Below are 23,668 nucleotides of genomic sequence, written 5' to 3' on the forward strand. Positions count from 1 at the left end.
GACCGTCGACGTCAGGCGCCGACGAAGAGATTCACGTACCAACGGCCGACGGTCTCGCCGGCGAAAACTCCGGTCCAGGCCCCGAGAATCATCCACGGACCGAACGGAATAGCGGTCTTGCGTCCGGCGCGCCGCAGCAACACGAGCGCGATACCAAAAACTCCTCCGTAGAGGAATGCCGCGAACGCGCCAACAGCGAGCGCTCCCCATCCCAGCCATGCAAGGTAGATGCCGATTACCCCGGCGAGCTTGACGTCGCCGCCGCCCATCCCACCCGGACGGACCGCGCGCAGCAGGAAGTAGAACAGATACATCCCGGCCATACCGGTGGCTGCTCGTGCAAGGGCTCCCCAGTCCCCGGTCAACCACGCAGCGACAATGAAAAAAATGCCAGCCACAACATAACTCGGCAACACGATGCTGTTTGGCAGCCGGTGGGTGTCGAGGTCGATGAGAGTCAGCACGATCGAGATCGCCGCGAAGTACAGATAGGCGACGACGACGAGCGCCAGCGCCCATGTTTCAGAGGCGGTCAACACTTGCCCGGTCGTTACCCCCGCCGAAGCCAGCGCCCACCACGTGACGCCGGCGAACGCGACGCCGGTGACGGCTTCGACGATCGGGTACCGAGCCGAGATGGGCGCCTTGCAGTCCGCGCACTTGCCGCGGAGGGTTATCCACGAAACGACAGGAACGTTCTGCCACGGCTTGATCGGCGCATCGCAGTGCGGGCAACGGCTCTCGCGAATCAGGGAAATCTCTGCTGGCACCCTATAAGCCACGACATTGAGGAACGAGCCGATGACAAGACCGAGCACGCCTGCCACGACGACGAGGAAGATCACAACGGGAGTCAAGGGTTACTGCTCCACTTGCGAGACACGAGATGGCGGCTGGATCGTTGTGATGATTGTTCCGTCGTCCCCAGTCCCCGTTGCGTCCTTGATGTAGCAACCGAGGTTGATCAGCGGTGACCAGGCCATGGCGTGACAAGTGAATTCTGGCTGAACCCAGTGGTTCGTGGATGTTTCGTTGTCCGCCGCATAGAACTGCCCCGTGAACGACACCGAACTGGAGGAATTCGGCACCTTGTCCAGACCGCACGGCGAATAGATCATGAGGTACGGCGAAAATGTGCTTGCCTTGCCTGGCAAGTTCAGCTCGTCGACCGGGTTCGTCGGTGACGGTCCGCAGTTCGGGCCCGCGGCTGTCGTCGCGGCGTCCGCGTGAATGATGAAGAGTTGGGGTGTAGCGGCCGCACCGACAGACGTGAGCGACCCTCCGACCGTCACGTTCATCTCCACGGCGGCGGGAACCAGGAACACCGCATCGTTCTTGATGTTCCCCGCGTTGAGGGTCACGGTGACTTCAGTTGTGCATGCCCGGTAGTCGATGCCGTAGCGGGTTTTTCCCGCGCCAAGTGTCTGTCCGAGCGTGGCCGTCATGTTCGCCTTGCAGTTCGCCGCGGAGTTCGGGACCGTCGTCCACTGTACGTCCGTGCCCCAGAGCGCCGGATCTGAGCCAAGGTCCAACCAGTTCGTCATCTGATAGACAGCCTCGAGTGTCGGGTTGAAGACGGCGGGGGACGGAGTCACCGAAGCGGTCTTGGTTCCCTTGACGGTCGCGCCTGTCCCTGTGATTGTCGTCTTCGCCTTGACGTTTCCGTCCACCGTTCCCTTGGAGAGCGTGACGGACCCACCAGACAGAACATTCCCTATGATCTCACCGTTATTCGTGTCGATCGTGATCGATCCGTTCTGCGAGACGACATCACCGGTGCCCGCCACCCCCGTCGTTCCGATGGTGATCTTGGGACCCCCGACGGTAATTGCGTCTCTGGCATAAATGCTGCCGGTGACGTTGCAGCTCTGGCTCAGTATCACACCGCCGCGCGGAACCCAGAGATCACCGTTGATCGTGGAGTCACTGTTGCAGGTATAGGTCCCGTCCCGAATGACCACATCGCCGAGGTAGGTCGACTTTGTCAGTTTGAATGTCCCGGAGAAGTAGGCGAGTGAGCCACCGGGCTGATTCGTATAGGTTGCCAGGCGCTGATACAGCGCCACTATCGTCGAGGAGTCGCCCTCTGGGCCGTACCCGGTCGAGGTGATCTGGATGGTTGCGCTCGCTGTCGTGCTGAGGCAGGAGTCGGTGAGGTGAGTGGCGTCAGCACCGAAGAGCGCCGTGACGTTTCGATATGTAGGGCTCGTTGAGTCTGCGATCGACTTGGTGCATCCGTTCGCCATGACGGCGGCAAGCATCGCATCGCGCCCCGACTCCGCGGCGACAAATGCCTGGGTGTTGCTGAGATTGTCTTCGTTCGCTCGGAAGGTAAAGAGGACGCTCGCCGCGACCAACGACGCGATGACGAACCCAACCAGCATCAGAACGAGCACCATCACAAGCGCGAGGCCCGCCTGCGCGTCGTCTTCCTTGTCGCCGTCCCGGCGAGTCGAGATTCTCATGTCCAGCATGATCCACCACCTGAAGGAGAGGTCCGTAGTGAAGCCGACCCGCTGATCCTGACGGGAGCCGCAGCGGTTCCGACATTGAACGCGTAGTCGACCGAATTGCTGCCAACCAGCGTGAAGAACGCGGTTGATCCGGGCACCTTGGTCACGTCACTCGCCCATGACGTCGGCGAGGGCAGCGCGGCTCCCGTCGCAGCCGAAGCCATGTGGAGGCCTCCGTCGGACGATACCCAGAAGATCTGGCATTGCCTGTTGTTTGTATAGGCCGTTCGCACCCAGAGGGTTGATCCCCCATCGGTGATCCGAAGCGCCACTCCGTTCCTCACGGCGCGCTCGACGCTCTGACCGACGAGTTGCCCGCTGTTCGTTGCCTCTGTGGTCGTCGTGACGTCATTCTGCGCACGCCAAGAGTTCGCGAGGATCGTTCCGACGACGCCGGCCAGGATTCCGAGCAGCACCACGACCACGATCAGCTCTACCAGGGAGAGCCCCGAGTCGTCTCGCCGCGGCCAGAACGTAGTCTTCATGGGAGGTAAATCTTCGCGGTCACGGTAGCCAACTGCTTCCCGTTCTGTGCGGTGGCTACGAGCGTTAGCGCGACAGCCTGCAAATGAGTTGTCGACGTGCAAGCGGGCGCCGACCCTCCGATCGTGATGGTAGTGCCGCGACCATCGGTCGTCGTCGTGCCCGGGCTTGCGGCTGTTTGCAAGTCGGCGCAGGAGACATTGGTGGTGTTGCGAAGCTCCTCGATCTGCGCGTTCAAGGCCCGGGTCGCCGTCGCGGTCGACGACTGCTCCACCGAGTAGGCGATGCCGTTGAACAGCACCGGCAGGATTGCCACCGCGATGATCGCGAGCAGAAAGAACGCGATAATCACTTCGACGAGGCCGAACCCCGCAGCATCCCCGCTGCGTTCCCTCATCCGCCTACCTCCCCAAGTGGCAGAATCCCCAAACTAAATGATGCCACGGAGGCCGAGGATCCCCTCGGCCTCCGTGCAGATCACCAGAGGCTGGTGAAGTTAGCAGCCCGGGCCGGAAGTTCCGCTAGCGGTGGAGTCTGCGATGGAGGTCGCAGTCACGCAGAGGTCATCAAGAGTCGTCGCAGCCACAACCCCGGAGAAGTTGTACTTCGCGGTGTCGCCCATGTCGACGGTGGTCGGGTCGACGGCCGGGTTCGACGCGATCGCGGCGGCCACCGAAGTAGCGGCGTTTGCAGCAGCAGCCTCAGCCGCGCTCACTTCGGCCGCATGCTGGATCGATCCCACCAACGGAATCGCCACCGCGACAAGGATGCCCAGGATCACGACGACGATGATGAGTTCGACGAGCGAGAAGCCCTTCTCGCCCTCTTCCTCGCGGCGAGCCTTTTCAGCCGCGATGTAGTTCTTAATGAATGCACGCATGGCGCGTCTCTCCCCAGTGTGAGTTGAAAGGTCAGCTCTAACCGACCGGGGCGCGTCAAAACGCCCGGTCTCAAACACCCCAGTAACACGTCCCAGACTCCGTTAGAGCTGGGTTTGAGACACACGCGCTGTGCGTGAATCCCCTCCCACAGAAGAGCATCCGAGATTCCACCCGCAAATGTCAATGCAGGCGCATGCTGGGTTGCCTCAGGAAAGCCTCAGCCGGAGGTGATGTCCACGGGCTGGGTATGGGCTCCCTCAGGCACTCACGCCAGCGCGCACCCATCCGGCTCGTCGCGCACCCCCTCATTCGTGGTGACGCCCCTCTTCGGTCCGGCGAACCCATCGCAGCAACACCGGGACCGCGGGCGACGTTGATTCCCAGTTCGCAACCCTCCCGGCGTCTGGGCGCTCCTCGCGGCAGGCTCGGCAACCACCCGGCTCGCCGAGCGTGCGCACCGCGTAGATACTTAGCTCGAATGTCAGGGGCCCTCACTACTCTTTACATATGGAGCTTTCTTCGGATAAGGTGGACTGGGCGTCGAGGATCGACGGCGATCCCGAGCGGTTCCTCGACCCGTGGGATGTGCTCGAGCCGGGCGAGGTCCTTCCCCCTGTCGAACTCGCCGCACTCGAAACGAGCGGAGCTGCGCACGAGGCCGCAGTCATCGAGCTCGAGGGCATCAGCGCCCGAGCGCGCGTCCTCATCGCCGATGAATACGCCGGCATCGCGAGCGTCCTGAGGGATGCTGCCAGCTGCCCCGATCCGTGGGTCGGCCCCGATCCCACGCTGGATCCGGCGTGGCTCGATCCGCAGGGGCGATCGACCGCGGCCGTCCGCGCCGAACGACGGAACATCGCCGTTCGCGCCGCGGCGCTGGATCTCGCGGTGCGACTCGGAGTGTCGGAGACACTGGTCCGCACGCGCGCCGCGCACGCCGACACCCTGCGGGAGCGGTGCCCGAAGATCTGGGAGGCGTTCCGCTCCGGACGCGTTGTCGCGCAGAACGCGACTGCGGCCGCCCAGCAGGCCGCAACCCTCCCCGCCCATGCCAAAGACGCGTGGGCGAAGTTCGACGAACTGCTCGAAGCGTTGGCACAGACGCTCGCGCCGGGAAAGTTCCGGACGCGCGCCAGGGTGGTGCGCGAACGCGTGCACCCCGAACACATCGATGAGCGGCACAAGCGGGCGATGGACGAGCGAAACGTCTGGTTCCAGCCCGAGGCCGACGGGATGGCTTCCTTCACCGTGTTCACCAGCGCCGACAAAGTGGTGGCCGTGGAGCGATACGCCGATGCGTACGCGCGGCACCTTCGAGGACAGGAAGGCGAAGAGCGCACGCTCGCGCAGCTGCGCACCGACATCGTGGTCGACCTCATCACCCGAGGGATGTCAGACAGCACCGAGCCCGGCGCATGGCGTTCGCGGGCATCTGTGGCGGTGACGGTGCCGGTCATGACCCTCCTCGGGCACGACGACGAGCCCGCTACGCTCGACGGCTACGGCCCGATCGACACCGGGACCGCGCGCCGGCTTGCGGGCGAGGCATCCAGCTGGGTCCGCATCCTCACCCACCCGGTCACCGGCACGGTCCTCGACATCGATCGCACCACGTACCGCGTCCCGAAGGCGCTTCGACGATGGCTCGGGGTTCGCGACCAGGTGTGCACCGGACCCGGATGCCTGCGATCCGCCCGAGACTGCGACATCGACCACCGCCTCGATTGGCAATACGGCGGGAAGACCGCAGCCACGAACCTCAGTCCGCTGTGCGAACGGCATCATGTCCTCAAGACCAAGAGCAGATGGATGCTCTACAGCGACGAAGTCACCGGCGCCAAATGGTGGGTATCGCCCACGTCGTTGACGGTGCCGGTAGAACCACCACCGTTCTGACGCACCCTCCACCACCGCGCCTCCGCTCGACGGCGCCGCACGACTGCGCGGTCGCACGCGCGGATGGTTCCCGCGCGCTCAGCTCAGGATCGCGAGCGCCTGCTGCGTCGCGACGATGGCGAGCCACGCGACCAGCCCGATCGACACGACGATCGCGATCCCCGACAGCAGTCTGCTCGCCCGGCGTTGCGTCGCGACGATCAGGCCACCGATCGCGAGAAAGAACGCCCCCGCCGCGAACGCCACGCTGACAAGACTGACCAGGCCCGCGACCGACTCGTTCCAGCCACCGAGCCAAAGCACGACCGCCAGACCACCGAGCGCAGCCACCGCGATCAGTACGATCGACGCGCGCGCCGGAACGTTCGCCGGCGCAGCCTCCGGAAGCGGCGGACGCATCTCCCCCACGTACGAACTCGACACCGGCTGGTACACGAGCGGCGTCGGCAGACGATCGTCGACCGGCGCCGGACGCCGGGGCGCGATCTGGTCGGGAAAGGTCTCGCGCTTCGCAGCTCGGGAACCGTTCGTCGAGACCCCGCTCGACGCCGACGCACGGGGAGCCGAATCAATAGGCGGCGTCGGCGTAGGCGCCGGGACTTCGGGCTCCGGCACAACCGACGGCGCATCGACGGACGCCTCGCCCCTCGCCTCCGCGGGCTCAGCCAGCGACGACGGAGCCGGCCACACGGCGGCGGCATGGGGTTCTTCGTGCTCGACGACGACAGGGACCGATGCCTCGACCACGACCTCCGCGTGCGAAGGCGCGAGCGACTCCTCGCCCAGCGACGACGGAGCCGGCCACACCGCGGCCGCGTGCGGCTCGTCAGCGACCGACGGTGACGCGGGCGACCCCACCGCCGCGCCGGGAACCCCCGACCCTTCGCCTGCAGCAGCCGCCGAACCCGCAGCATCCGAATCCGCCGCCCGTCGCGCACGCAACTGGGCGCGACTCATCGGCGTCGCCGCCGCCGCATCCGCGGCGTCCACGACGTCCACGACGTCCATCGACACCGTGGCTGCAGCATCCGTCGTCACCGGACGGTAGTCCTCCGTCCACGCAGCGCCGTTCCACCACCGCAGGCGGTCAGCACGCGAAGCGTCCTCGTACCAACCGGGCGGCGGTCCCCCCTGAGACCCGTCCGTCATCATGCTCCCCAGCAGAATGATTCCTGAGCGCAAACATAGCGGAGCGAGCGACCCTCGAGCACCACGCGATCAGCCGTCGAGCACCTCGAGTCGCACCGTCACCGGTCCGCCGTCGACCAGACCCTCGGCCACTCGCACCGCCTTCTTCAGCGGCAGCACGTACGAACCCGAGTCCGACGAGGGGAAGATCGACGTCGTCCACTCACTCCCGCCGATCTGCGCACGCACACGCACCGAGCCGAAGCCGCGGTACGGGCGCGGGATCTCGCGGATCTCCTCGCTCAGCTCGGGAGGCACCGACGTGAAGAACCAGGCCGCATCTTCTCGCGCGTCCCAGCGGAAGACGTCGCCGTCGAACTCGATGATCACAGGTGCTCGCCCGGCGCACCGCCGTGGCGATCCACGAGGCGCTGCAGGCAGCTCGACCACCCGTCGATGTGGTTGTCGCGCTCTTCGGCGGTCGCGAAACCGGAGTGCCGCACGATCACGCGGGTCGCAGCATCTGCCGCGGACTGCAGCTCGACCTCGACGTCGGTGGTGTGCTCCTCCCCTGCCCAGCGCCACCCGAGCCGCAGCGCGCGCGGCGCCTCGAAGGTGAGCACCGTGCCCTCGACCGCCATGTCGAGGGGCACCGACCGCACCTCCCAGCGACCGAGCTCGCGCAGCTCGACGACCGCGGTGGTCTCGAACCGCGGCGGCCAGAACCACTCCGACAGACGACCCGCGACCGTGAATTCCCGCCATGCGACATCGACGGATGCTGCGACCAGCGCCTCTTCGGTGAGCTCATGCATGGTGACACCGTACGCCGACCCTCCCCCATAGGATCGAGCGCATGCCCAACCCGCGACCGCGCGCTCCCCTTGCCACGACGGAGCGCCCCGGGCGCGATCTCTCGAAGCCGCTCCCCGCGGCGCTCAGCTGAATCACGCTGATCGTCTTCACCGGCGCCTTCGCGGGTGCGTACTTCGTGTTCGAGCTCGCGTGGTGGGTGCCCGCGCTCTACGGCGCGGCGAGCGTCGTCGCGTTCGCGGCCTACGGCATCGACAAGGCGGCCGCGCGCCGCCAGGCGAACCGCATCTCGGAGCAGACGCTGCTCATCCTCGGGCTCGTCGGCGGCTGGCCGGGCGCGCTCGTGGCGCAGCAGGTGTTCCGCCACAAGACCCGCAAGCGGTCGTTCCGGCGCGCGTTCTGGGGCACGGTCGGGGTGAACATCCTGGCGCTGGCGGCCTACGTGTACCTCACCGCGCCCGCGCTCGGCGGCTGAGCCAGGGTCAGCGACCGTACCCGGGGGCCCAGTCGTCGCCGTCCGGCACCCATTCGCCCGAGGACGACGCGACCCGCGACGGCTCGGAGCGGCGCCACCGGGCGCCTTCGGGCCAGCTCGCGGCGAACGTCGACGCCACGCGGAACACCCGCCGCGACAGCCCCGACAAGGTCTGCACCGGACGTGCCGACACGGGCATGAGCAGCTGCGGGTCGTAGCGGACGCCGTCCGACGAACGCAGGCGGATCGTGAGGTCGAGGTCGTCGTGGATGCGCGCGTTGCCGCGGTCGACCTGGTCGCGCACGCGCTCCCACACCCGCGTGCGCATCGCGAAGTTCGAGCCGAACACGAGCGGGATGCCGAGCCACTTCTTGATCCAGTAGTGGCCGCCGCCGATGTACCAGCGCTCGCCGAGGTAGTTCTGGATCGGCGTGCCGCCGTAGAACTCGGCGCCGCCGGTCAGCACTCCCAAGGTGGGGTCCGCGACGAAGGCGCGCACGAGTCGCGCGATCCAGTCCGGGTGCGGCCGCGAGTCCGCGTCCAGCCGGGCGATGATGTCGGCGTGTTCGAGCGCCGCGTCGTAGCCGCGGGACACGGCCGGCCAGATGCCGATGGACGGCTCGTATGCCACGACGGCGTCGTACGCGTGGGCGACGGCGGCGGAGGCATCCGTGCTGGCGTTGTCGACGACGATCACGACGTCGGGCTGATGCGTCTGCGCGGCGAGTGCGGCCAGGCATGCGTCGAGGTATCCCGCGTCGTTGCGACAGGGGATGACCACGGCGACGCGAGGGGCGAGGGGCACAAGCCACACGATACTCCCGGCGTGTCGGGCGGCGGCGATACCCTGCCGACATGGACGGACTGCGTTTCGCTCCCGCCAACGAGGCCTCGTGGGACGACCTGCAGGCCATCCTCACGGGCGCCGCGGGGCGGTGCCAATGCCAGCGCCAGCGGCTCGGCGACCACGACTGGTGGCGCATGCCCGAGTCGGAACGCGCCGCGATCCTCCGCGCCGAGACGCACTGCGACGACCCGCGCGCGACCGAGACGATCGGCATCGTCGCCTACGAGGGCGACGAGCCCGTCGCGTGGTGCGCGGTCGACCGGCGAGGAGTCTACGGGCGGGTTCGCGGCTCCCCCGTGCCCTGGCAGGGGCGCGACGAAGACCCCGACGACGAGTCGATCTGGGCGATCGCGTGCGTCGTCGTGTGCAAGGGCCACCGGGGCGAAGGACTGACCTACCCGCTCATCGCGGCAGCTGCCGAGCATGCCCGCGCACGCGGCGCGTCGGCGGTCGAGGGGTATCCGATGCTGACCGACGGGCGGAAGGTGATCTGGGACGAACTCAGTGTCGGGCCGGTCGGACCGTTCCTCGCCGCGGGGTTCCGAGAGGTCACGCATCCGACCAAGCGACGCCTCGTGATGCGCCTCGACTTCTGAAACGACTCAGCAAGCGCTCGCCGAAAACTGCCTCTTGAGACCGCTCCCACCGTTGGTTACAGTCCGGTAAGTAAGCGGCATCCCGCCGCACCACCTCAACGGAGAGGACTCCCCATGCCCTTCCCCCGCCTCGCGGCGCCGAGCGCGCGATCGGGCCGACGTGCCCGCGTCGTACGCATCGGCGCACTGGCGACCGGCACCGCCCTCGTCGCGAGCGCGCTGCTGGCCACCCCGGCCGTCGCGGCGCCGCCACGCGCGGTCGACCCGTTCCACCCGGACTTCGGCCCCAACGTCACGATCTACTCCCCTGACACCCCCGTCGACGAGATCCAGGCCGACCTCGACGCGCTGCACGCGCAGCAGGTCGACGCCGAGATGAGCACCAAGCGTCAGGCCGTGTACTTCCTCCCCGGCCAGTACGGCTCGACCGCCGACCCGCTGCAGGTGAAGGTCGGCTACTACACCGAGGTCGCCGGGCTCGGCGCGTCGCCCGAGGACGTCACCGTCCACGGCGGCGTAGAGGTCTACAACCGCTGCCTCGCCGACGGCGGTACGGGCAACTGCCTCGCGCTCGTGAACTTCTGGCGCACGATCTCGAACCTGTCGATCGACATCGACAAGGCCGGTCAGGACGGATGCCGCGCCAGCGCCGAGTTCTGGGCCGTGTCGCAGGCGGTCTCGATGCGCCGCCTCGACATCTCGGGCGGCAACCTGTCGCTCATGGACTACTGCACCGCCGGTCCGCAGTACGCCAGCGGCGGCTTCATCGCCGACTCGCGTCTGCCGTTCGTGATCAACGGCTCGCAGCAGCAGTGGCTGATCCGCAACAGCGAGGTCGCCGGCTGGTCGAACGCCGTCTGGAACCAGGTGTTCTCGGGCGTGGTCGGAGCCCCCGACGACGCCGGCTTCCCGACCCCGCCGTACACGACGGTCGACCAGACGCCGGTCAGCCGCGAGAAGCCGTACCTGTACGTCGACGACGAGGGCCGCTACAACGTGCGCGTGCCCGCGGCACAGCGCGACACGAGCGGGATCAGCTGGGGCGCGGGTGAGACCGCGGGGCGCAGCATCCCGATCACCGATTTCTACATCGCGACCCCGTCGGACTCGGTCAAGGACATCAACAACGCGCTCGCACGCGGACAGAACCTGATCCTCACGCCGGGCATCTACGACGTCGCCCAGTCGATCCAGGTCAAGCGCGCGAACACGGTCGTGCTCGGCCTCGGTCACGCGACGCTCACCGCGGTGAACGGCGCGGTGCCGCTCGAGGTGAAGGACGCCGACGGCATCGTCGTCGCGGGCGTCACCATCGACGCGGGCACTCAGCTCTCGCCGGTGCTGCTGCGCGTCGGCAACCCGAACGGGAACAAGAAGCTCGACGCGAGCAACCCGATCACGCTGAGCGACGTGTACTTCCGCGTCGGCGGCCCGCACGTCGGCAAGACGACCACCGCGCTCGAGGTCAACGCCGACGACGTGCTCATCGACCACACCTGGGTGTGGCGCGGCGACCACGGCGTCGAGGGCTTCGACCCGAACAACGGCGTCAACGGAGACACCCAGCGATGGAACACCAACACGGGCACCAACGGCGTCATCGTGAACGGTGACGACGTGACCGCGACGGGTCTGTTCGTCGAGCACTTCCAGACGTACAACACGCTCTGGAACGGCGAGAACGGCCGGGTCATCCTCTACCAGAACGAGCTGCCCTACGACCCGCCCACGCAGGCCGATTGGACGCAGCCGAACGGCACGCTCGGGTACCCCGGCTACAAGGTGGCCGACCACGTCAAGAACCACGAGCTCGACGGCGCGGGCGTGTACGTGTTCAACCAGAACAACCCGTCGATCCTTACGACGGGCGGGTTCGAGGTGCCGGAGACGCCCGGCGTGAAGCTGCACCACATCATGACGGTGAACCTGTCCGCGGGCACCGTCCAGCACGTCGTGAACGGCGTCGGCGGCCAGGCCGACGGCACCAACACCGGAACCCCGCAGTTCGTGGTGGACTACCCCACCCCGTAAAGACCCCCCGGAAACGGATGCCTCGGCCCCGGCGCGCTGCGCGGGGTCGAGGCATCCGTGATTCAGCGGTGGCGGGTCACCAATGCGGGTGGATCGCCGCGCGGAGGTCGCGGTCGTACACGTCGTGCACGGCCCGGTCGAACGAGGCCAGGTCGAAGCCACCCTCGAGGAGAGCCGCCGCGGCGGCGTTGGACTCGGCCTGCCGCACGTTGCGCGCACCGGGGATCACGCTCGTGACGCCGGGGCGCGACGCGATCCACGCGAGGGTCGCGGCGGGCAGCGACACCCCGTCGGGAACGGCATCGGCGAGCTCCTGCGCCGCCGCGACGCCCGTCTCGAAGTCGACGCCTGAGAACGTCTCGCCGCGGTCGAACGCCTCGCCGTGGCGGTTGTAGGTGCGGTGGTCGTCGGCGGCGAACGTCGTCGTCGCGGTGTACTTGCCCGACAGCAGCCCCGAAGCGAGCGGCACGCGCGCGAAGATCGCGACGCCGGCGGCCTCGGCGGCCGGCAGCACCTCGTCGAGCGGCTTGAGGCGGAACGGGTTGAAGATGATCTGCACGTTCGTCACATTCGGGCGGGCGATCGCCGCGAGCGCCTGCGCCGTCGTCTCGACCGAGACGCCGTACGCCGCGATGGCACCGTCGGCGACGAGCGCGTCGAGGGCGTCGTACGTGGCGTGGTCCTCGATCACCGCTGTCGGCGGGCAGTGCAGCTGCACCAGGTCGAGTGTGTCGACGCCGAGGTTGGCGCGCGAGCGGTCCGTCCACGCGCGGAAGTTCTCGGGGGTGTAGTTCTCGGGCTCCTGCGCGAGGCGCCGGCCCATCTTCGTCGCGACGGTGATGCAGTGGCCGGGTCGCGCGGCGAGGAACCGGCCGATGATCGACTCGCTCCGCCCGTCGCCGTAGACGTCCGCGGTGTCGAAGAGGGTGACGCCTTCGTCGACGGATGCTGCGAGCACCGCGATCGCGTCCTCCTCGGTGACGGCACCCCAGTCGGCGCCGAGCTGCCAGGTGCCGAGGCCGATCGCCGAGACCGGGCGTCCGGTGCGGCCGAGAGCGCGCTGCTGCATGAGGATCCTCCGAGGTGGGTGTGGGGTGGGGCTTACGGGTTGACGATGACGGGGGTGCCGAGCGGGAGTTCGGAGAGCTTGGTGATCGCATCGGGGTCGACGCGGAGGCATCCGTTCGAAATCGGCCCGGAGCGGTCGTCGTGGTAGTGGAAGGCCGTGACCGCGACGTCCGCGCCCCCGAAGCCGTCGAGGGTCGGCGACTGCACCGATAGGTACACGATGGGGTGGCCGCGCGTGTACGCGTACTCGGGCACGACGCGCGTCGTCATGATGAACGCGCGGCCGAGCGGGGTGGGCGTGCGGTCGGTGCCCCACGCGAAGTCCGACGCGATGCGCTCCGGCACGCCGGCGCGGACGATGTCGATCGTGCGGCCCGAGATGCTCACGACGACGCTCGCGTCGGTCGGGGCGAGGTCGACGTCGGTCTTGCGCATCCATCCGGTGGTCTGCGCCGGATTGCCCTGCGAAGGGACAGCCTGACGACCCGTGAGCAGGACCTTGACCCAGTTCTCCTGCTCCTCGACGACGGGCACTGAGGTGCCGTCGTAGGGGAACTCGTGTGGAAGATAGGCCACGGGCTCGGCGGCGGGATCGGCCCAGACGGGGGCGCCGATGCCCTTTGCGACCGCGTGCGCGGGCAGCGGGGCGGTGAACGCGGCGTCGTCGACCGGGAGCGCCGGGATGACGGCGAAGACGTTGATCTGCGGCAGGGTCGCCACGTCGTACGACGCGGTGTTCGCGGCGAACCCCGTGGGGGTGGGCGTCGGGGTCGGCGTGGGGGTGCGGGTCGGCGTGGGTGTCGAGGTGGCCGTCGGTGTCGGTGCGGGCGCTGCCTCCGTGGCGGGCGGACGCAGAAGCCAGGCCGCGGTCAGGGCACCGGCGAGGATCACGACGGCGAGCGCGACGATGGCCCAGACGTTCCGTCGGCGCTTCGTCGGCGCGGCGGCATCAGGCTCGACGGCCGCCGGGCCGTCGGTCTCGGCATCCCCCATTCCCCCATCGTCGGTCGCGATGACGGATGCCGCAACCTGACGCCGACACAGGGATGCCTCGTCCCGGCGAATGCGCCGGGACGAGGCATCCCTGATCCGTCAGGACCAGCCGTTGTCGAACCAGCTGTGCCACAGGGCACCGTCGTTGCCGCGGCCCACGATGTCGAGCCGGCGCGGACCCCACGGGGAGATGTCGAGCGACGACGTGAAGCCGCCGCCGAGGGTCTCCCAGCCGCTCCAGCCGTTCTCGAACCACTTGTGCCAGCAGGCGTTGTCGGTGCCGCGCACGACGACGTCGAGGCGCCCGGGACCCCACGCGGCGACACCCGGAGACGACGTCAGCACGCCGCCGAGCGACTCCCAGCCGCTCCAGCCGCCGTCGAACCACTTGTGCCAGAGGGCGTTGTCGGTGCCGCGCACGAACACGTCGAGGCGTCCCGGACCCCAGGACGCGACCGCGGGGTCGGAGGTGAGACCTCCGCCGAGGGACTCCCACCCGCTCCAGCTGCCGTCGAACCACTTGTGCCACAGGGCGTTGTCGGTGCCGCGCACGAACACGTCGACGCGTCCCGGGCCCCACGAGGCGGCTGCCGGGCCCGAGCTCAGTCCGCCGCCCAGCGACTCCCAGTCGTGCCAGCTGCCGTCGAACCACTTGTGCCAGAGCGCGTTGTCGGTGCCGCGGGCGAAGACGTCGAGCCGGCGCGTTCCCCACGACGACACCGCCGGGTCGGCGGTGATGATGCCGCCGAGCGACTCCCAGTTGTGCCAGCCGCCGTCGAACCACTTGTGCCAGACCGCGTTGTCGGTGCCCGCCGCGAACACGTCGAGCCGACCGGGGCCCCACGAGGCCGCCGCCGGGCCGGTGTTCAGCCCGCCGCCCAGAGACTCCCAGCCGACGCCTGTCGGCGCCTGCGAGAGGTTCCCCGTCAGCCGGTACTTGACGCCGCTCGGTGTGTACGTGAGGTTGACCGGCGCCGGCGCGACCACCGGGATCGGCAGCCCCATCGACGTGTCGACGGCCGCGAAGATGAGCGGCGTCATCCCGATGAGGTCGTCGGGGTCGCCCCACGACCGCAGGAAGAGCCCGATCTTGCCGAGCGTGTCGGGCTCGATCGCGGCGCGGATCTTCGCGACGGCCGCATCGATGTCGGGCTTCGGGTCGGTGAGCGACAGCTTGCCGCCCTCGACGAGGCTCTTCAACTGCGTGCGGACCGCCGCGATGAGGTCGTTGATGAGCCCGCGCACCGCCGAGAACGGCGTCGCGTCGGACTCGAACACGAGCACGAGCGCGCCGAGCAGCTCGGGGAACTGCCCCGACTTCACCTGGTCCGTCGTCGGACGGGTGACGTCGTCGAAGCGCACGGCGCCCTGGTTGGCGGGAACGGCCTTCGACTCCCCCGAGTCGATCCCGTTCGCCCAGTCGTCGTTGAGCACGCCGCTCCAGAACACGCTCGTCGACCCCGGCGTGAGGAATTTCGACCGGAAGCCGACCATCACGATGTACGGCTCGTCTCCGTCCGACCAGAAGTCGTCCTCGTCCGCATTGTCGACGAACAGCCGCTCCAGACGTATCGTCCATGACTCGGCCATAGCTGCCTCCGTTCCCCGGGACCGCCCGGCGGGCGGATCTCCACCGGTGAGGAGCGGAAACGACTCACGGCTGATACGGCGGGCTAGCCTGATTCGCGTGGGTGAGCTGACGCGGACGGGGATCACGGATGCCGCGGCGCCGCCCCGCATCCGGACGCTCGGCATCATCGGCGCAGGGCGCGTGGGGCAGGTGCTCGCCCGCCTCGCGATCGCCGCCGGTTACCGCGTGCTCGTCGCCGGGTCGGGCGACCGCGAACGGATCGCAGGAACGGTCGAAGCGGTGGCTCCCGGCGCGGTCGCGGTCGAGGCATCCATCGCCGCACGCGACGCCGATGCGATCGTGCTCGCGCTGCCGCTCCCCCAGCACCACACGCTGCCCGTCGACGCTCTGCGGGGGAAGCTCGTGATCGACGCGATGAACTACTGGTGGGAGGTGGACGGCCTGCGGGCCGACTTCGGCGACCTGCGCACCACGACGAGCGAGACGGTGCAGCGGTTCCTGCCCGACGCCCGGGTCGTGAAGGCGTTCAACCACATGGGATACCGCGACCTCGACGAGGAAGCGCGCTCGGTCGGGGCTTCGGGGCGGAAGGCGATCGCGGTGGCGGGCGACTCCACGTCGGATGTCGAGGTCGTGATGCGGCTCGTCGACGACCTCGGCTTCGACCCCGTACTGGCGGGACCTCTCGCGGCGGGCATCATGCTCGAGCCCGGCGCCGAGGCCTTCGGCGCCGACGTCGACGCGATCGAGCTCCGCGCGATGCTCGACCGCTTCCCCACGTCGCAGCGCGGGATCGTGGTCGCCCGCGCCCGCGCCCGCGCCGCGGGTTGACCCCGCTTCCTCCCTTCTTCCCACAGGTCAACCGGGGTTCTACAGGAGAATCGCGCGCCAATCGGTCCCGCAGAGACCCGGTTGACCTGTTGAAGGGGGGTCAGGGACGAGGAGCCGCGGCCCCGCTCCCAGCCCTGCGGATCAGCGCATCGACCGCGGTCGCGAGGACGAGCGTCGCGACGTAGACCAAGAGGTCGCGAGCGTCGAAGACCGTGCCGAGGACGAGCATCACGGGCGGGAAGGTCGCACCCCAGGCGAGCGGGAGTCCGGTGAGCTGGAACAACTCGACCGCCACGCACCACGCGGCGGCGATCGCGCCGGTGGCGAGCGCGGGAAGGCGCGGGGCGATGAGCACCACCGCGAGGTACGCCGCGACGGCGTACAGGGCGTCGCCGGCGATGTCGGTGGCGGCCGTATCGGGGCGAACCCCGTGCACCAGCAGTCCGGCGGCGATCGTCACGACGAGCAGCAGCGCGGCGACGAGCCGGCGAGAGCGGGTCACGAGATCACGCCGGCGGCTCGGGCGGGCTCCGCATACGCCTCGGCGAGCGTCGCCACCGTCATGTGGGCGTTCAGGCCGCTCGGATTGGGCACCACCCACAGCGCGGCACCGCCGAGATCGTCCGGCTGCCGGCCGGCCATCGCCCGCGGCCGCGCGAAGCCCTGCCGGTAGGCGGTGAGCCCGAGGATCGCGACCACCTCCGGCTTCCATCCGGCGACATCGCGGGCCAGCCGCTCCGCGCCCTCGCTCAGCTCCGTCCGCGAGAGCTCGTCCGCCCGCGCGGTGGCGCGTCGCACGATGCTCGAGATGCCGATGCCCGCGTCGAGCAGCATGCGGCGGTCGGCCTCGGCCATGCCGTCGTCGTCGATGCGCGGCATCCGTTCGATGATGCCCGCCGCGACGAGGGCCGGGTAGAAGCGATTGCCCGGGTATGCGAACGGCACGCCGGTGGCGGCCGTCCACAGACCGGGGTTGATGCCCACGAACACCAGCTTCGGGTTCGCGGGCATGAGATCCGGGATGCTGCGCCCGCGGTACGTCTGCAGTTCGGCGCGCGTGAAACCCATGCGTTCAGTCTCACGCACCCGCGGGCGCAGCCCGGCACCGAGGCGTCAGGTGCGCGCCTGACCCGCCGGCTCGAGGGTGAAGTCGTTCGAGGCCGACCCGTCGGGGCGGGTGCTCTCCTGGAACACGAACTCCAGTCCGCGCTCGTCGAAGGCGCGGAACCAGTCGTCCCACGAGACCTCCTGGAGGTCTTCGAGGTCGTTGCCGAAGTCGAAGTCGAGGCGGAGCTCGCCGACGTTTCCCTCCTGTGAGGTGCCCTCGACGGTCGCCGGCGTCGCGTGGCGGTCCTCCGCCCACTGGCGGATCACGTCGTGGTCGGTCGTCGCGCTGTGCTCGACGGGCTCCTGCGGGCTCGACTCATCCCTTCCCGGCACCGCGTCCTGCCGGGCGTCGGCCTGAGTGCCGGCGCCGGGGCCCGTCGCCGCGCGCTCGCGCTGCTCGCGGCGCGTGGCCGCGATCGGCTCCTCGGCGCGCACGTTCTGCTCCGGGGTGTCCATGTGGTCTGCGTGGTCGCTCATGACCGTCCTCCTTCTGGGGTCCTCCCAGCCTGCGGCGGGCAGAACGCTCTGTGGAGGGGCTTGTCACCGGGCAAGGTGCACGCTAGGAACTCAGCTCCCGCGCGGCCTCGATCTGCGCGGCCATGAGCGTGACGAGCTCATAGAGGACGTGGCTCGCGGCGATGCCGGTGAGCTGCGCGTGGTCGTACGCGGGCGACACCTCGACCACGTCAGCGCCCACGACGTTCAGGTCGCTCAGGGCTCGCAGCATCCGGAGCAGCTCCCGGCTCGTCATGCCGCCCGCCTCGGGGGTTCCGGTGCCGGGGGCGTGGGCGGGGTCGAGAACGTCGATGTCGATCGAGATGTACAGCGGCTTGTCGCCGACGCGGCGGCGCACGCGCTCGATCGCGGCCTCGATGCCGCGCTCCTCGATGTCGACGCTCGAGACGATCGAGAAGCCGAGGCGCTCGTCGTCGTCGAGATCCTGCTTCGAGTACAGCGGGCCGCGCGTGCCGACGTGGCAGCTCGCGGTGAGGTCGATGAGACCTTCCTCGCTCGCGCGGCGGAAGGGCGTGCCGTGGGTGATCGGCGCGCCGAAGTAGGTGTCCCACGTGTCGAGGTGCGCGTCGAAGTGCAGCACCGCGACCGGCCCGTGCTTCTTGTTCACGGCGCGCAGCAGCGGGAGTGCGACCGTGTGGTCGCCGCCGACGGTGACGATGCGGTCGACGCGCTCGCCGAGGGCCGTGGCCGCGGTCTCGATGTCGGCGACGGCCTCGCCGATGTCGAACGGGTTCGCCGGGATGTCGCCGGCATCGACGACCTGCGCCGCGGCGAACGGCGACACGTCCTGCGCGGGGTTGTACGGACGCAGCAGCCGCGACGACTCGCGCACGTGCGAGGGGCCGAACCGCGCGCCCGGGCGGTAGCTCACGCCGGTGTCGAACGGGATGCCGACGATCGCGAGGTCGGCGCTCGGCACCTCCTCGATGCGCGGCAGGCGCGCGAAGGTGGCGATCCCCGCGTAGCGCGGATAGACGGACGCGTCGACGGGTCCGACGGGCTCGTGGTTGTCGGTCATGACTCACCTCTCGGGGTGGAGGATTCGGTGGACGGATGCTGCGCCCCGGCGTCCTGCGGAATGTGGACGAGTTGCACGCCGCCGGCGGCGATCGCCTCGGTGATCGCCGACCCGATGTCATCGGGGGTCTCGGCGCGTCGGCCCGTCGCCCCGAACGCGTTCGCGAGGGCGACCCAATCGGGCTGCACGAGATCGACGCCGACGGGACGGATGCCGCGGTCCACCTCGTTCTGCTTGATCTCGGCGTATCCGCCGTTGTCGACGCACACGACGGTGAGGTCCAGGCGCTGCTCGACCGCGGTCACCAGCTCGTTGACGCAGAACATGAGCGCACCGTCGCCGACCACGGCGACGACGGGCCGGGCGCCCTCCGCGGGCTGGGCGACGCGTGCGCCGATCGCCGCGGGAAGGCCGTAGCCGAGCGTCGCGTAGGTCGGTGTGTACAGGAGGGAGTGCGGGCACGACTGGCGCAGCACGTTGGCGAGGGCCATGTAGACGATCTGCGACGAGTCGCCCGCGACGATGGCGTCGTGCGGCAGCGCCGCGGCGATGGTCTCGGCGAGCGCGACCGTCTCGGGCAGGATGCCGGCGGTCTCGGTCGCGATCTCAGCCCGCTCCGCCGTGACGTCGCGGGGCGGCCGAGGCTCGTCGGGAAGCGCGGCGAGGAGCTCCTCGACCACGGCGGCGCAGTCCCCCACGATGCCGACGGACGCGTCGAGGTTCTTGTGGAGCTGCGCGGCCGAGATGTCGACGCGGATCACCGCGCCGCGCGCCTCGAGCAGCGGCGCCCACAGCTCGGCCTCACCGAGCTTCGAACCGAGCACGAGCAGCACGTCCGCGTCCTCGGCGACCGTGCGCGCGGCCTCGAGCCGCAGGTTCGAGCCCAGCGACAGCGGGTGGTGCTCGTCGACGGTGGCTTTGCCGTTCAAGGTCGTGACGACCGGGGCACCGAGCCGCTCGGCGAGCGCCGTGATCGCACGGCCGGCGCGCGTGGCGCCGCCGCCGGCGACGATCACCGGGCGCGCAGCATCCGTCAGCAGCTTCACGGCATCACGCACCGCACCCGCGTCACCGCGAACCGGCGCGGGAGCGGGACGAGCTTGGCGAGCCGCCGTCGGCACGTCGGCCGGAGCCTCGAGCACATCCAGCGGGATCTCGATGTGCACCGGGCGGGGGCGCCCGGTGCGGAACAGCGCGAACGCGTCGTGCACCGCGTCGACGGCATCCGCCGCGCTCGTCACGCGGCGTGACCACTCCGCGATCGCGCCGACCATCGCGGTGGCGTCCTTCGTCTCATGGAGCGTGCCGACGTCGCGGAACTCGGCCCCGAGCGCGACGCCGGGCGAGATCACCAGCAGCGGACGCGACTCGCAGAACGCCGTGCCGATCGCGCTCATCGCATTCTGCAGCCCCGGCCCCGACGTCGTGATGACGACGCCCGGCAGCCCGGTCTGCTGCGCCCAGCCGTCGGCGCCGTAGCCGGAGCCCTGCTCGTGGCGGTTGGTCACCGCGCGCAGGCCGAGGTCGGCCAGCGGACGGTAGAGCTCGAGGTTGTGGGTGCCCGGGATGGCGAACACGGCGGTCACCCCGTAGTTGCGCACCGTCTCGAGCACGGCGCGCCCGGCCGTGTCGGCGTACGGCGCCCCGGCGTCGGCGGTCACGTCAGCGCCTCGACGCGCGCCATCGCGTACCGGCGCTCGCCCGCGACCCACGTCTCGAGCACCGGTATCTGCGAGATCTCGCTCGCATCGACAGCCAGCGGGTCTGCCCCGAGCACCGCGAAGTCGGCGTACTTGCCGGCCTCGAGCGAGCCCAGGTCGTCTTCTCGGCCGAGCGACACGGCGCCCTCGTACGTGTGCGCGCGGAGCGCGGCGTCCGCCGAGACCCGCAGGTTGTCGGGACCGAGCTTGTGCCCACGGCGCGTCACGCGGGTGACGGCGGTCTGGATCGCCTCGAGCGGGATCGGCTCGGCCACCGGCGCATCGGACGAGATCGTGAACGGCACCCCGGCCGCCTCGAACTCGCCGAGCGGGTTGAACCGCTCCCCCGGCGTGCCGATCGCCTGCTCGACGCCCTCGCCCCAGTTGAAGTAGTGCTGGGTCTGGTTGACGGGACGGATGCCGGCTGCCGCCATGCGCTGGATCTGCTCGGGCGTCGGCAGCCCGCAGTGCTCGATGCGGTGCCTGGCGTCATCGTCGGGGTGCTCGGCGAGCGCCGCCTCGATCGCCGACACCACCATCTCGATCGCCGTCGGCGACTGCGCGTGGGTCGCGGTCTGGAGCCCCGCCGCGTGCGCCTTGCGGATGAGCGCCGTGTACTCGGCGGGCTCGTGGTACAGCTGACCCGTGCGGCACGGGTCGCCCACGTAGCCGTCGGGGAAGTACGCCGTCCAGCCGCCGAGCGTGCCGTCGGCGTAGAGCTTGATCCCGGCGAAGCTCAGGTGCGCGTTGCCGAACTGGCCGACGAGCCCCATCTCGAGTGCGTCGTCGAGCAGGTGCGACAGCAGGTACATCGACACCCGCAGCTGCAGGCGCCCGGCCTCCGCGAGCCGCAGGTACATGTCGAACTCGCGCCGTGACACCTGCGCGTCGCCGATCGTGGTCACTCCGCCGGCGAGGAAGCGCTGCGTCGCGACATCCAACTGCCGAAGGTGCTCCTCCGGCTCGTCGGCGAGGTGGAAGTTCGGACCGTGGTGGCCGATCTTCACGCCGTGCACTCCGGTGAGCATGTTGCACGCGGCATCCGAGATCTCGCCGGTCAGCTCGCCGTCGGCGTCGCGGAAGATCTCGCCGCCCTCGGGGTTCGGGGTGTCACGGTCGACGCCGCCCCGCTCGAACGTGTACGAGTTCACGACACCGCCGTGCCCCGACGCGTTCATGAGGTAGACCTCACGGTCGGTCGCGACCTCGTCGAGTTCGAATCGGGACGGATGCCGCTGCTCGGCGAGGTTGCGGTGCTCGTAGCCGTACCCCCGCACCGGGCGGCCTGCGGGCACCTCGGCCGCGGCGGCCTTCAGGAGAGCGACGATCTCGGGGATGCTCGCGGCCTTCTCGGGACCGCAGTCCACCCAGGTCATGAGCTGGCCGTACATGAGCGGGTGGGCGTGGGCGTCGACGAAGCCCGGCACGACGACCGCGTCGCCGAGGTCGACGACCTCGGGGTCCAGGCGGAGGGCGGCCGCAGCATCCCGGCACTCCGCTGTCGTGCCGATCGCGACGATGCGGCCGCGGTCGGTCAGCATCGCGGTGGCGGTGCTGCCCTGCGCGTCGACGGTGTGGATGGCACCGGCGATCACCAAGCGCGGGGTCTGCTGCGCGGGGCGGTCGAAGGGGGCGAGCTTTCTCATGGTGTCCTCGGTTCGAGTTCGAGTGCGGACGGAGCCGTGCTCAGAGCGTGCGGGCGGCCGTGGTGTCGGTGCGCGGCGTGAACGAGTCCGTCACGGGCGCCTCGTCGGAGTGCTGCGGTGCGAGCCAGGTGCAGAGGCCGGCGAGCAGGGCCATGCCGATGAACATGAAGATGACCGACCAGACGCTGCCCGTCCACGCGATGAGCATGGTCGCGAACCAGGGCGAGAAGCCGGCCCAGATCGCCGCTCCGACGCCGTACGACAGGGCGATCGACGTGTAGCGCGCCTGCGGGCGGAACATCTGCGCGAGGATCGCGGCGATGGGCGCGTAGGTGGCGCTCATGGCGATGCGCACGAGCGACGCGAGCAGGAAGATGACGGGCTCGACCTTGCCGGGGAGCACCAGCATGAACGGCACGAACGTGAGCACCGAGGTCACCAGGCCGATGTACATGATGTTCTTGCGGCCCCACTTGTCGCCGAGCCACGCGACCGGCAGCGTCACGACGAACTCGATGAACGAGGCGATGGTCATGGCGTCGAGGATGAGCTGCGGGCTCATGCTGATCGGCTCACCGGTCGCGTACGAGGTCGCGAACGTGGTGGCCAGGTAGTAGCCGCCGGTCGAGATCGGCAGCAGGCCGATGCCGAGGAGGATCGGCTTCCAGTTGACGCGCAGTGCGAACGCGAGCGGCATGGTCTGCTTGCGGCCCTCGACCTTCTGCTCGAAGACCGGCGACTCCTCGACGCGGTAGCGCACCCAGAAGCCGACGGCCACGAGCACGATCGAGAGCAGGAACGGGATGCGCCATCCGCCGTTCATGATGAAGTCGTCGCCGAAGCGCGACATGATCGCGAAGATTCCCGAGGCCAGCAGCGCACCCGCGGGGTTGCCCAGCTGCGTGAAGCCGCCGTAGAAGGTCTTCTTGCCGGCGGGAGCGTGCTCCACGCTCATGAGGACGGCGCCGCCCCACTCGCCGCCGACCGCGAGGCCCTGCAGGGCACGCAGCAGGATCAGCAGGATCGGGGCCACGATGCCGATCGCCTCGTAGGTCGGGAGGCAGCCGACCAGCACCGTCGAGACGCCCATCAGCAGGAGCGTGATCACGAGCGAGACGCGACGCCCGAGCTTGTCGCCGATGTGGCCGAAGATGATGCCGCCGAGCGGACGCACGAGGAAGGCCACGGCGAACGTCGCGAAGGCGGCCGCGGTCTCGGCGAGCGGGTCGCCGCTCGGGAAGAACAGCGGCCCGAACACCAGCGCGGCGGCGGTCGCGTAGACGTAGAAGTCGTACCACTCGATGGTGGTTCCCACGAACGCGGCGATGCCTGCGCGCCGCGCCCTGCTGGTGGTGGAAGTCATGACCGCTCCTTTGCGGATGTATCGGGGATGCGATGAACGTTAGGGACGAACGGATGCCGCTGGCAAGGGCAGAACTCCAGCGCTGGGCGCATTCGACTGGGGTTCTGTTCGATTGGCTGTTCAGAATCACATGTCGCGTCCTGTACGAGTGGTTCTAGACTCGTCTTCTGTA

24 protein-coding genes are annotated in these 23,668 nt (G+C 69.3%); 5 read left to right on the plus strand and 19 right to left on the minus strand.

The window, feature by feature from the left end; translation table 11 throughout:
• Positions 1 to 11 precede the first annotated feature (11 nt).
• The 5 genes from ACFC1K_RS16005 to ACFC1K_RS16025 all read right to left on the minus strand — a co-directional run bounded on the left by ACFC1K_RS16005 (position 12) and on the right by ACFC1K_RS16025 (position 3,876).
• Complete coding sequence (locus ACFC1K_RS16005; protein ID WP_375872340.1) at positions 12 to 845, minus strand: prepilin peptidase; 834 nt, start codon at positions 843 to 845, stop codon at positions 12 to 14.
• Positions 846 to 860: 15 nt separating this feature from the next.
• Positions 861 to 2,474, minus strand: a complete 1,614-nt coding sequence (locus ACFC1K_RS16010) for a hypothetical protein (RefSeq protein WP_375872341.1) — start codon at positions 2,472 to 2,474, stop codon at positions 861 to 863.
• On the minus strand, positions 2,462 to 2,998 hold the full coding sequence (locus tag ACFC1K_RS16015) for a prepilin-type N-terminal cleavage/methylation domain-containing protein (RefSeq protein ID WP_375872342.1): 537 nt from the start codon (positions 2,996 to 2,998) through the stop codon (positions 2,462 to 2,464). The genes ACFC1K_RS16010 and ACFC1K_RS16015 overlap by 13 nt, the downstream gene beginning before the upstream one ends.
• Positions 2,995 to 3,393: a hypothetical protein gene (locus tag ACFC1K_RS16020; RefSeq protein ID WP_375872343.1), complete on the minus strand. Its 399-nt coding sequence runs from the start codon at positions 3,391 to 3,393 to the stop codon at positions 2,995 to 2,997. Before ACFC1K_RS16020 ends, ACFC1K_RS16015 begins: the two co-directional genes overlap by 4 nt.
• 99 nt (positions 3,394 to 3,492) lie before the next feature.
• On the minus strand, positions 3,493 to 3,876 hold the full coding sequence (locus ACFC1K_RS16025) for a type IV pilin protein (protein ID WP_375872344.1): 384 nt from the start codon (positions 3,874 to 3,876) through the stop codon (positions 3,493 to 3,495).
• 508 nt (positions 3,877 to 4,384) lie between these two features.
• Between ACFC1K_RS16025 and ACFC1K_RS16030 the strand changes: the two genes are divergently transcribed.
• Complete coding sequence (locus ACFC1K_RS16030) at positions 4,385 to 5,773, plus strand: DUF222 domain-containing protein (protein ID WP_375872345.1); 1,389 nt, start codon at positions 4,385 to 4,387, stop codon at positions 5,771 to 5,773.
• A 78-nt stretch (positions 5,774 to 5,851) separates the two neighbouring features.
• Here ACFC1K_RS16030 and ACFC1K_RS16035 read toward each other — a convergent pair whose 3' ends face one another.
• The 3 genes from ACFC1K_RS16035 to ACFC1K_RS16045 form a co-directional block, all read right to left on the minus strand.
• Complete coding sequence (locus ACFC1K_RS16035) at positions 5,852 to 6,922, minus strand: DUF2510 domain-containing protein (protein ID WP_375872346.1); 1,071 nt, start codon at positions 6,920 to 6,922, stop codon at positions 5,852 to 5,854.
• 69 nt (positions 6,923 to 6,991) lie between these two features.
• Positions 6,992 to 7,291, minus strand: a complete 300-nt coding sequence (locus ACFC1K_RS16040; RefSeq protein WP_375872347.1) for a DUF1905 domain-containing protein — start codon at positions 7,289 to 7,291, stop codon at positions 6,992 to 6,994.
• Positions 7,288 to 7,716 (minus strand): SRPBCC domain-containing protein, encoded by a 429-nt coding sequence (locus ACFC1K_RS16045; protein WP_375872348.1) that lies wholly within the window; start codon positions 7,714 to 7,716, stop codon positions 7,288 to 7,290. Before ACFC1K_RS16045 ends, ACFC1K_RS16040 begins: the two co-directional genes overlap by 4 nt.
• Before the next feature lie 176 nt (positions 7,717 to 7,892).
• Between ACFC1K_RS16045 and ACFC1K_RS16050 the strand changes: the two genes are divergently transcribed.
• Complete coding sequence (locus ACFC1K_RS16050; protein ID WP_375872349.1) at positions 7,893 to 8,189, plus strand: DUF1294 domain-containing protein; 297 nt, start codon at positions 7,893 to 7,895, stop codon at positions 8,187 to 8,189.
• Positions 8,190 to 8,196: 7 nt separating this feature from the next.
• Here the strand turns inward: ACFC1K_RS16050 and ACFC1K_RS16055 are convergent, their stop codons facing one another.
• A complete protein-coding gene (locus ACFC1K_RS16055; protein ID WP_310290189.1) occupies positions 8,197 to 8,994 on the minus strand; it encodes a glycosyltransferase in 798 nt (265 codons plus the stop codon).
• A 50-nt stretch (positions 8,995 to 9,044) separates the two neighbouring features.
• On the opposite strand from ACFC1K_RS16055, the gene ACFC1K_RS16060 reads away from it, so the two are divergent.
• Both ACFC1K_RS16060 and ACFC1K_RS16065 read left to right on the plus strand, forming a co-directional pair.
• Positions 9,045 to 9,632: a GNAT family N-acetyltransferase gene (locus ACFC1K_RS16060; RefSeq protein ID WP_375872350.1), complete on the plus strand. Its 588-nt coding sequence runs from the start codon at positions 9,045 to 9,047 to the stop codon at positions 9,630 to 9,632.
• Between the two features lie 114 nt (positions 9,633 to 9,746).
• On the plus strand, positions 9,747 to 11,663 hold the full coding sequence (locus ACFC1K_RS16065; protein ID WP_375872351.1) for an adenylyl cyclase: 1,917 nt from the start codon (positions 9,747 to 9,749) through the stop codon (positions 11,661 to 11,663).
• Between the two features lie 76 nt (positions 11,664 to 11,739).
• On the opposite strand, the gene ACFC1K_RS16070 is transcribed toward ACFC1K_RS16065, so the two are convergent.
• The 3 genes from ACFC1K_RS16070 to ACFC1K_RS16080 all read right to left on the minus strand — a co-directional run bounded on the left by ACFC1K_RS16070 (position 11,740) and on the right by ACFC1K_RS16080 (position 15,314).
• Positions 11,740 to 12,732: an aldo/keto reductase gene (locus tag ACFC1K_RS16070; protein ID WP_375872352.1), complete on the minus strand. Its 993-nt coding sequence runs from the start codon at positions 12,730 to 12,732 to the stop codon at positions 11,740 to 11,742.
• A 32-nt stretch (positions 12,733 to 12,764) separates the two neighbouring features.
• Positions 12,765 to 13,724: a L,D-transpeptidase family protein gene (locus tag ACFC1K_RS16075; protein WP_375872353.1), complete on the minus strand. Its 960-nt coding sequence runs from the start codon at positions 13,722 to 13,724 to the stop codon at positions 12,765 to 12,767.
• Between the two features lie 99 nt (positions 13,725 to 13,823).
• The gene (locus ACFC1K_RS16080) at positions 13,824 to 15,314 is read right to left on the minus strand and encodes a hypothetical protein (RefSeq protein ID WP_375872354.1); all 1,491 of its coding nucleotides are present in this window, start codon (positions 15,312 to 15,314) and stop codon (positions 13,824 to 13,826) included.
• A gap of 97 nt (positions 15,315 to 15,411) precedes the next feature.
• On the opposite strand from ACFC1K_RS16080, the gene ACFC1K_RS16085 reads away from it, so the two are divergent.
• Positions 15,412 to 16,146, plus strand: coding sequence for an NADPH-dependent F420 reductase (locus ACFC1K_RS16085; RefSeq protein WP_375872355.1), 735 nt, complete (start codon positions 15,412 to 15,414; stop codon positions 16,144 to 16,146).
• Positions 16,147 to 16,246: 100 nt separating this feature from the next.
• On the opposite strand, the gene ACFC1K_RS16090 is transcribed toward ACFC1K_RS16085, so the two are convergent.
• The 7 genes from ACFC1K_RS16090 to ACFC1K_RS16120 all read right to left on the minus strand — a co-directional run bounded on the left by ACFC1K_RS16090 (position 16,247) and on the right by ACFC1K_RS16120 (position 23,496).
• Positions 16,247 to 16,648 carry a DUF2809 domain-containing protein gene (locus ACFC1K_RS16090; protein WP_375872356.1) on the minus strand — a complete coding sequence of 134 codons (402 nt, stop codon included), beginning with the start codon at positions 16,646 to 16,648 and terminating at the stop codon, positions 16,247 to 16,249.
• The gene (locus tag ACFC1K_RS16095; RefSeq protein WP_375872357.1) at positions 16,645 to 17,214 is read right to left on the minus strand and encodes a mismatch-specific DNA-glycosylase; all 570 of its coding nucleotides are present in this window, start codon (positions 17,212 to 17,214) and stop codon (positions 16,645 to 16,647) included. Before ACFC1K_RS16095 ends, ACFC1K_RS16090 begins: the two co-directional genes overlap by 4 nt.
• A 45-nt stretch (positions 17,215 to 17,259) precedes the next feature.
• Positions 17,260 to 17,730 carry a hypothetical protein gene (locus ACFC1K_RS16100; protein ID WP_375872358.1) on the minus strand — a complete coding sequence of 157 codons (471 nt, stop codon included), beginning with the start codon at positions 17,728 to 17,730 and terminating at the stop codon, positions 17,260 to 17,262.
• 82 nt (positions 17,731 to 17,812) lie between these two features.
• The gene (speB, locus tag ACFC1K_RS16105) at positions 17,813 to 18,787 is read right to left on the minus strand and encodes an agmatinase (RefSeq protein WP_375872359.1); all 975 of its coding nucleotides are present in this window, start codon (positions 18,785 to 18,787) and stop codon (positions 17,813 to 17,815) included.
• Positions 18,784 to 20,448 (minus strand): thiamine pyrophosphate-binding protein, encoded by a 1,665-nt coding sequence (locus ACFC1K_RS16110; RefSeq protein WP_375872360.1) that lies wholly within the window; start codon positions 20,446 to 20,448, stop codon positions 18,784 to 18,786. The genes speB and ACFC1K_RS16110 overlap by 4 nt, the downstream gene beginning before the upstream one ends.
• The gene (locus tag ACFC1K_RS16115; RefSeq protein ID WP_375872361.1) at positions 20,445 to 22,133 is read right to left on the minus strand and encodes an amidohydrolase; all 1,689 of its coding nucleotides are present in this window, start codon (positions 22,131 to 22,133) and stop codon (positions 20,445 to 20,447) included. The genes ACFC1K_RS16110 and ACFC1K_RS16115 overlap by 4 nt, the downstream gene beginning before the upstream one ends.
• Positions 22,134 to 22,173: 40 nt before the next feature.
• Complete coding sequence (locus ACFC1K_RS16120) at positions 22,174 to 23,496, minus strand: MFS transporter (RefSeq protein ID WP_045299080.1); 1,323 nt, start codon at positions 23,494 to 23,496, stop codon at positions 22,174 to 22,176.
• Positions 23,497 to 23,668: the final 172 nt, after the last annotated feature.

Origin of the sequence: Microbacterium sp. NPDC056057 (genome assembly GCF_042266945.1) — a bacterium.
Lineage (GTDB): Bacteria > Actinomycetota > Actinomycetes > Actinomycetales > Microbacteriaceae > Microbacterium > Microbacterium trichothecenolyticum_C.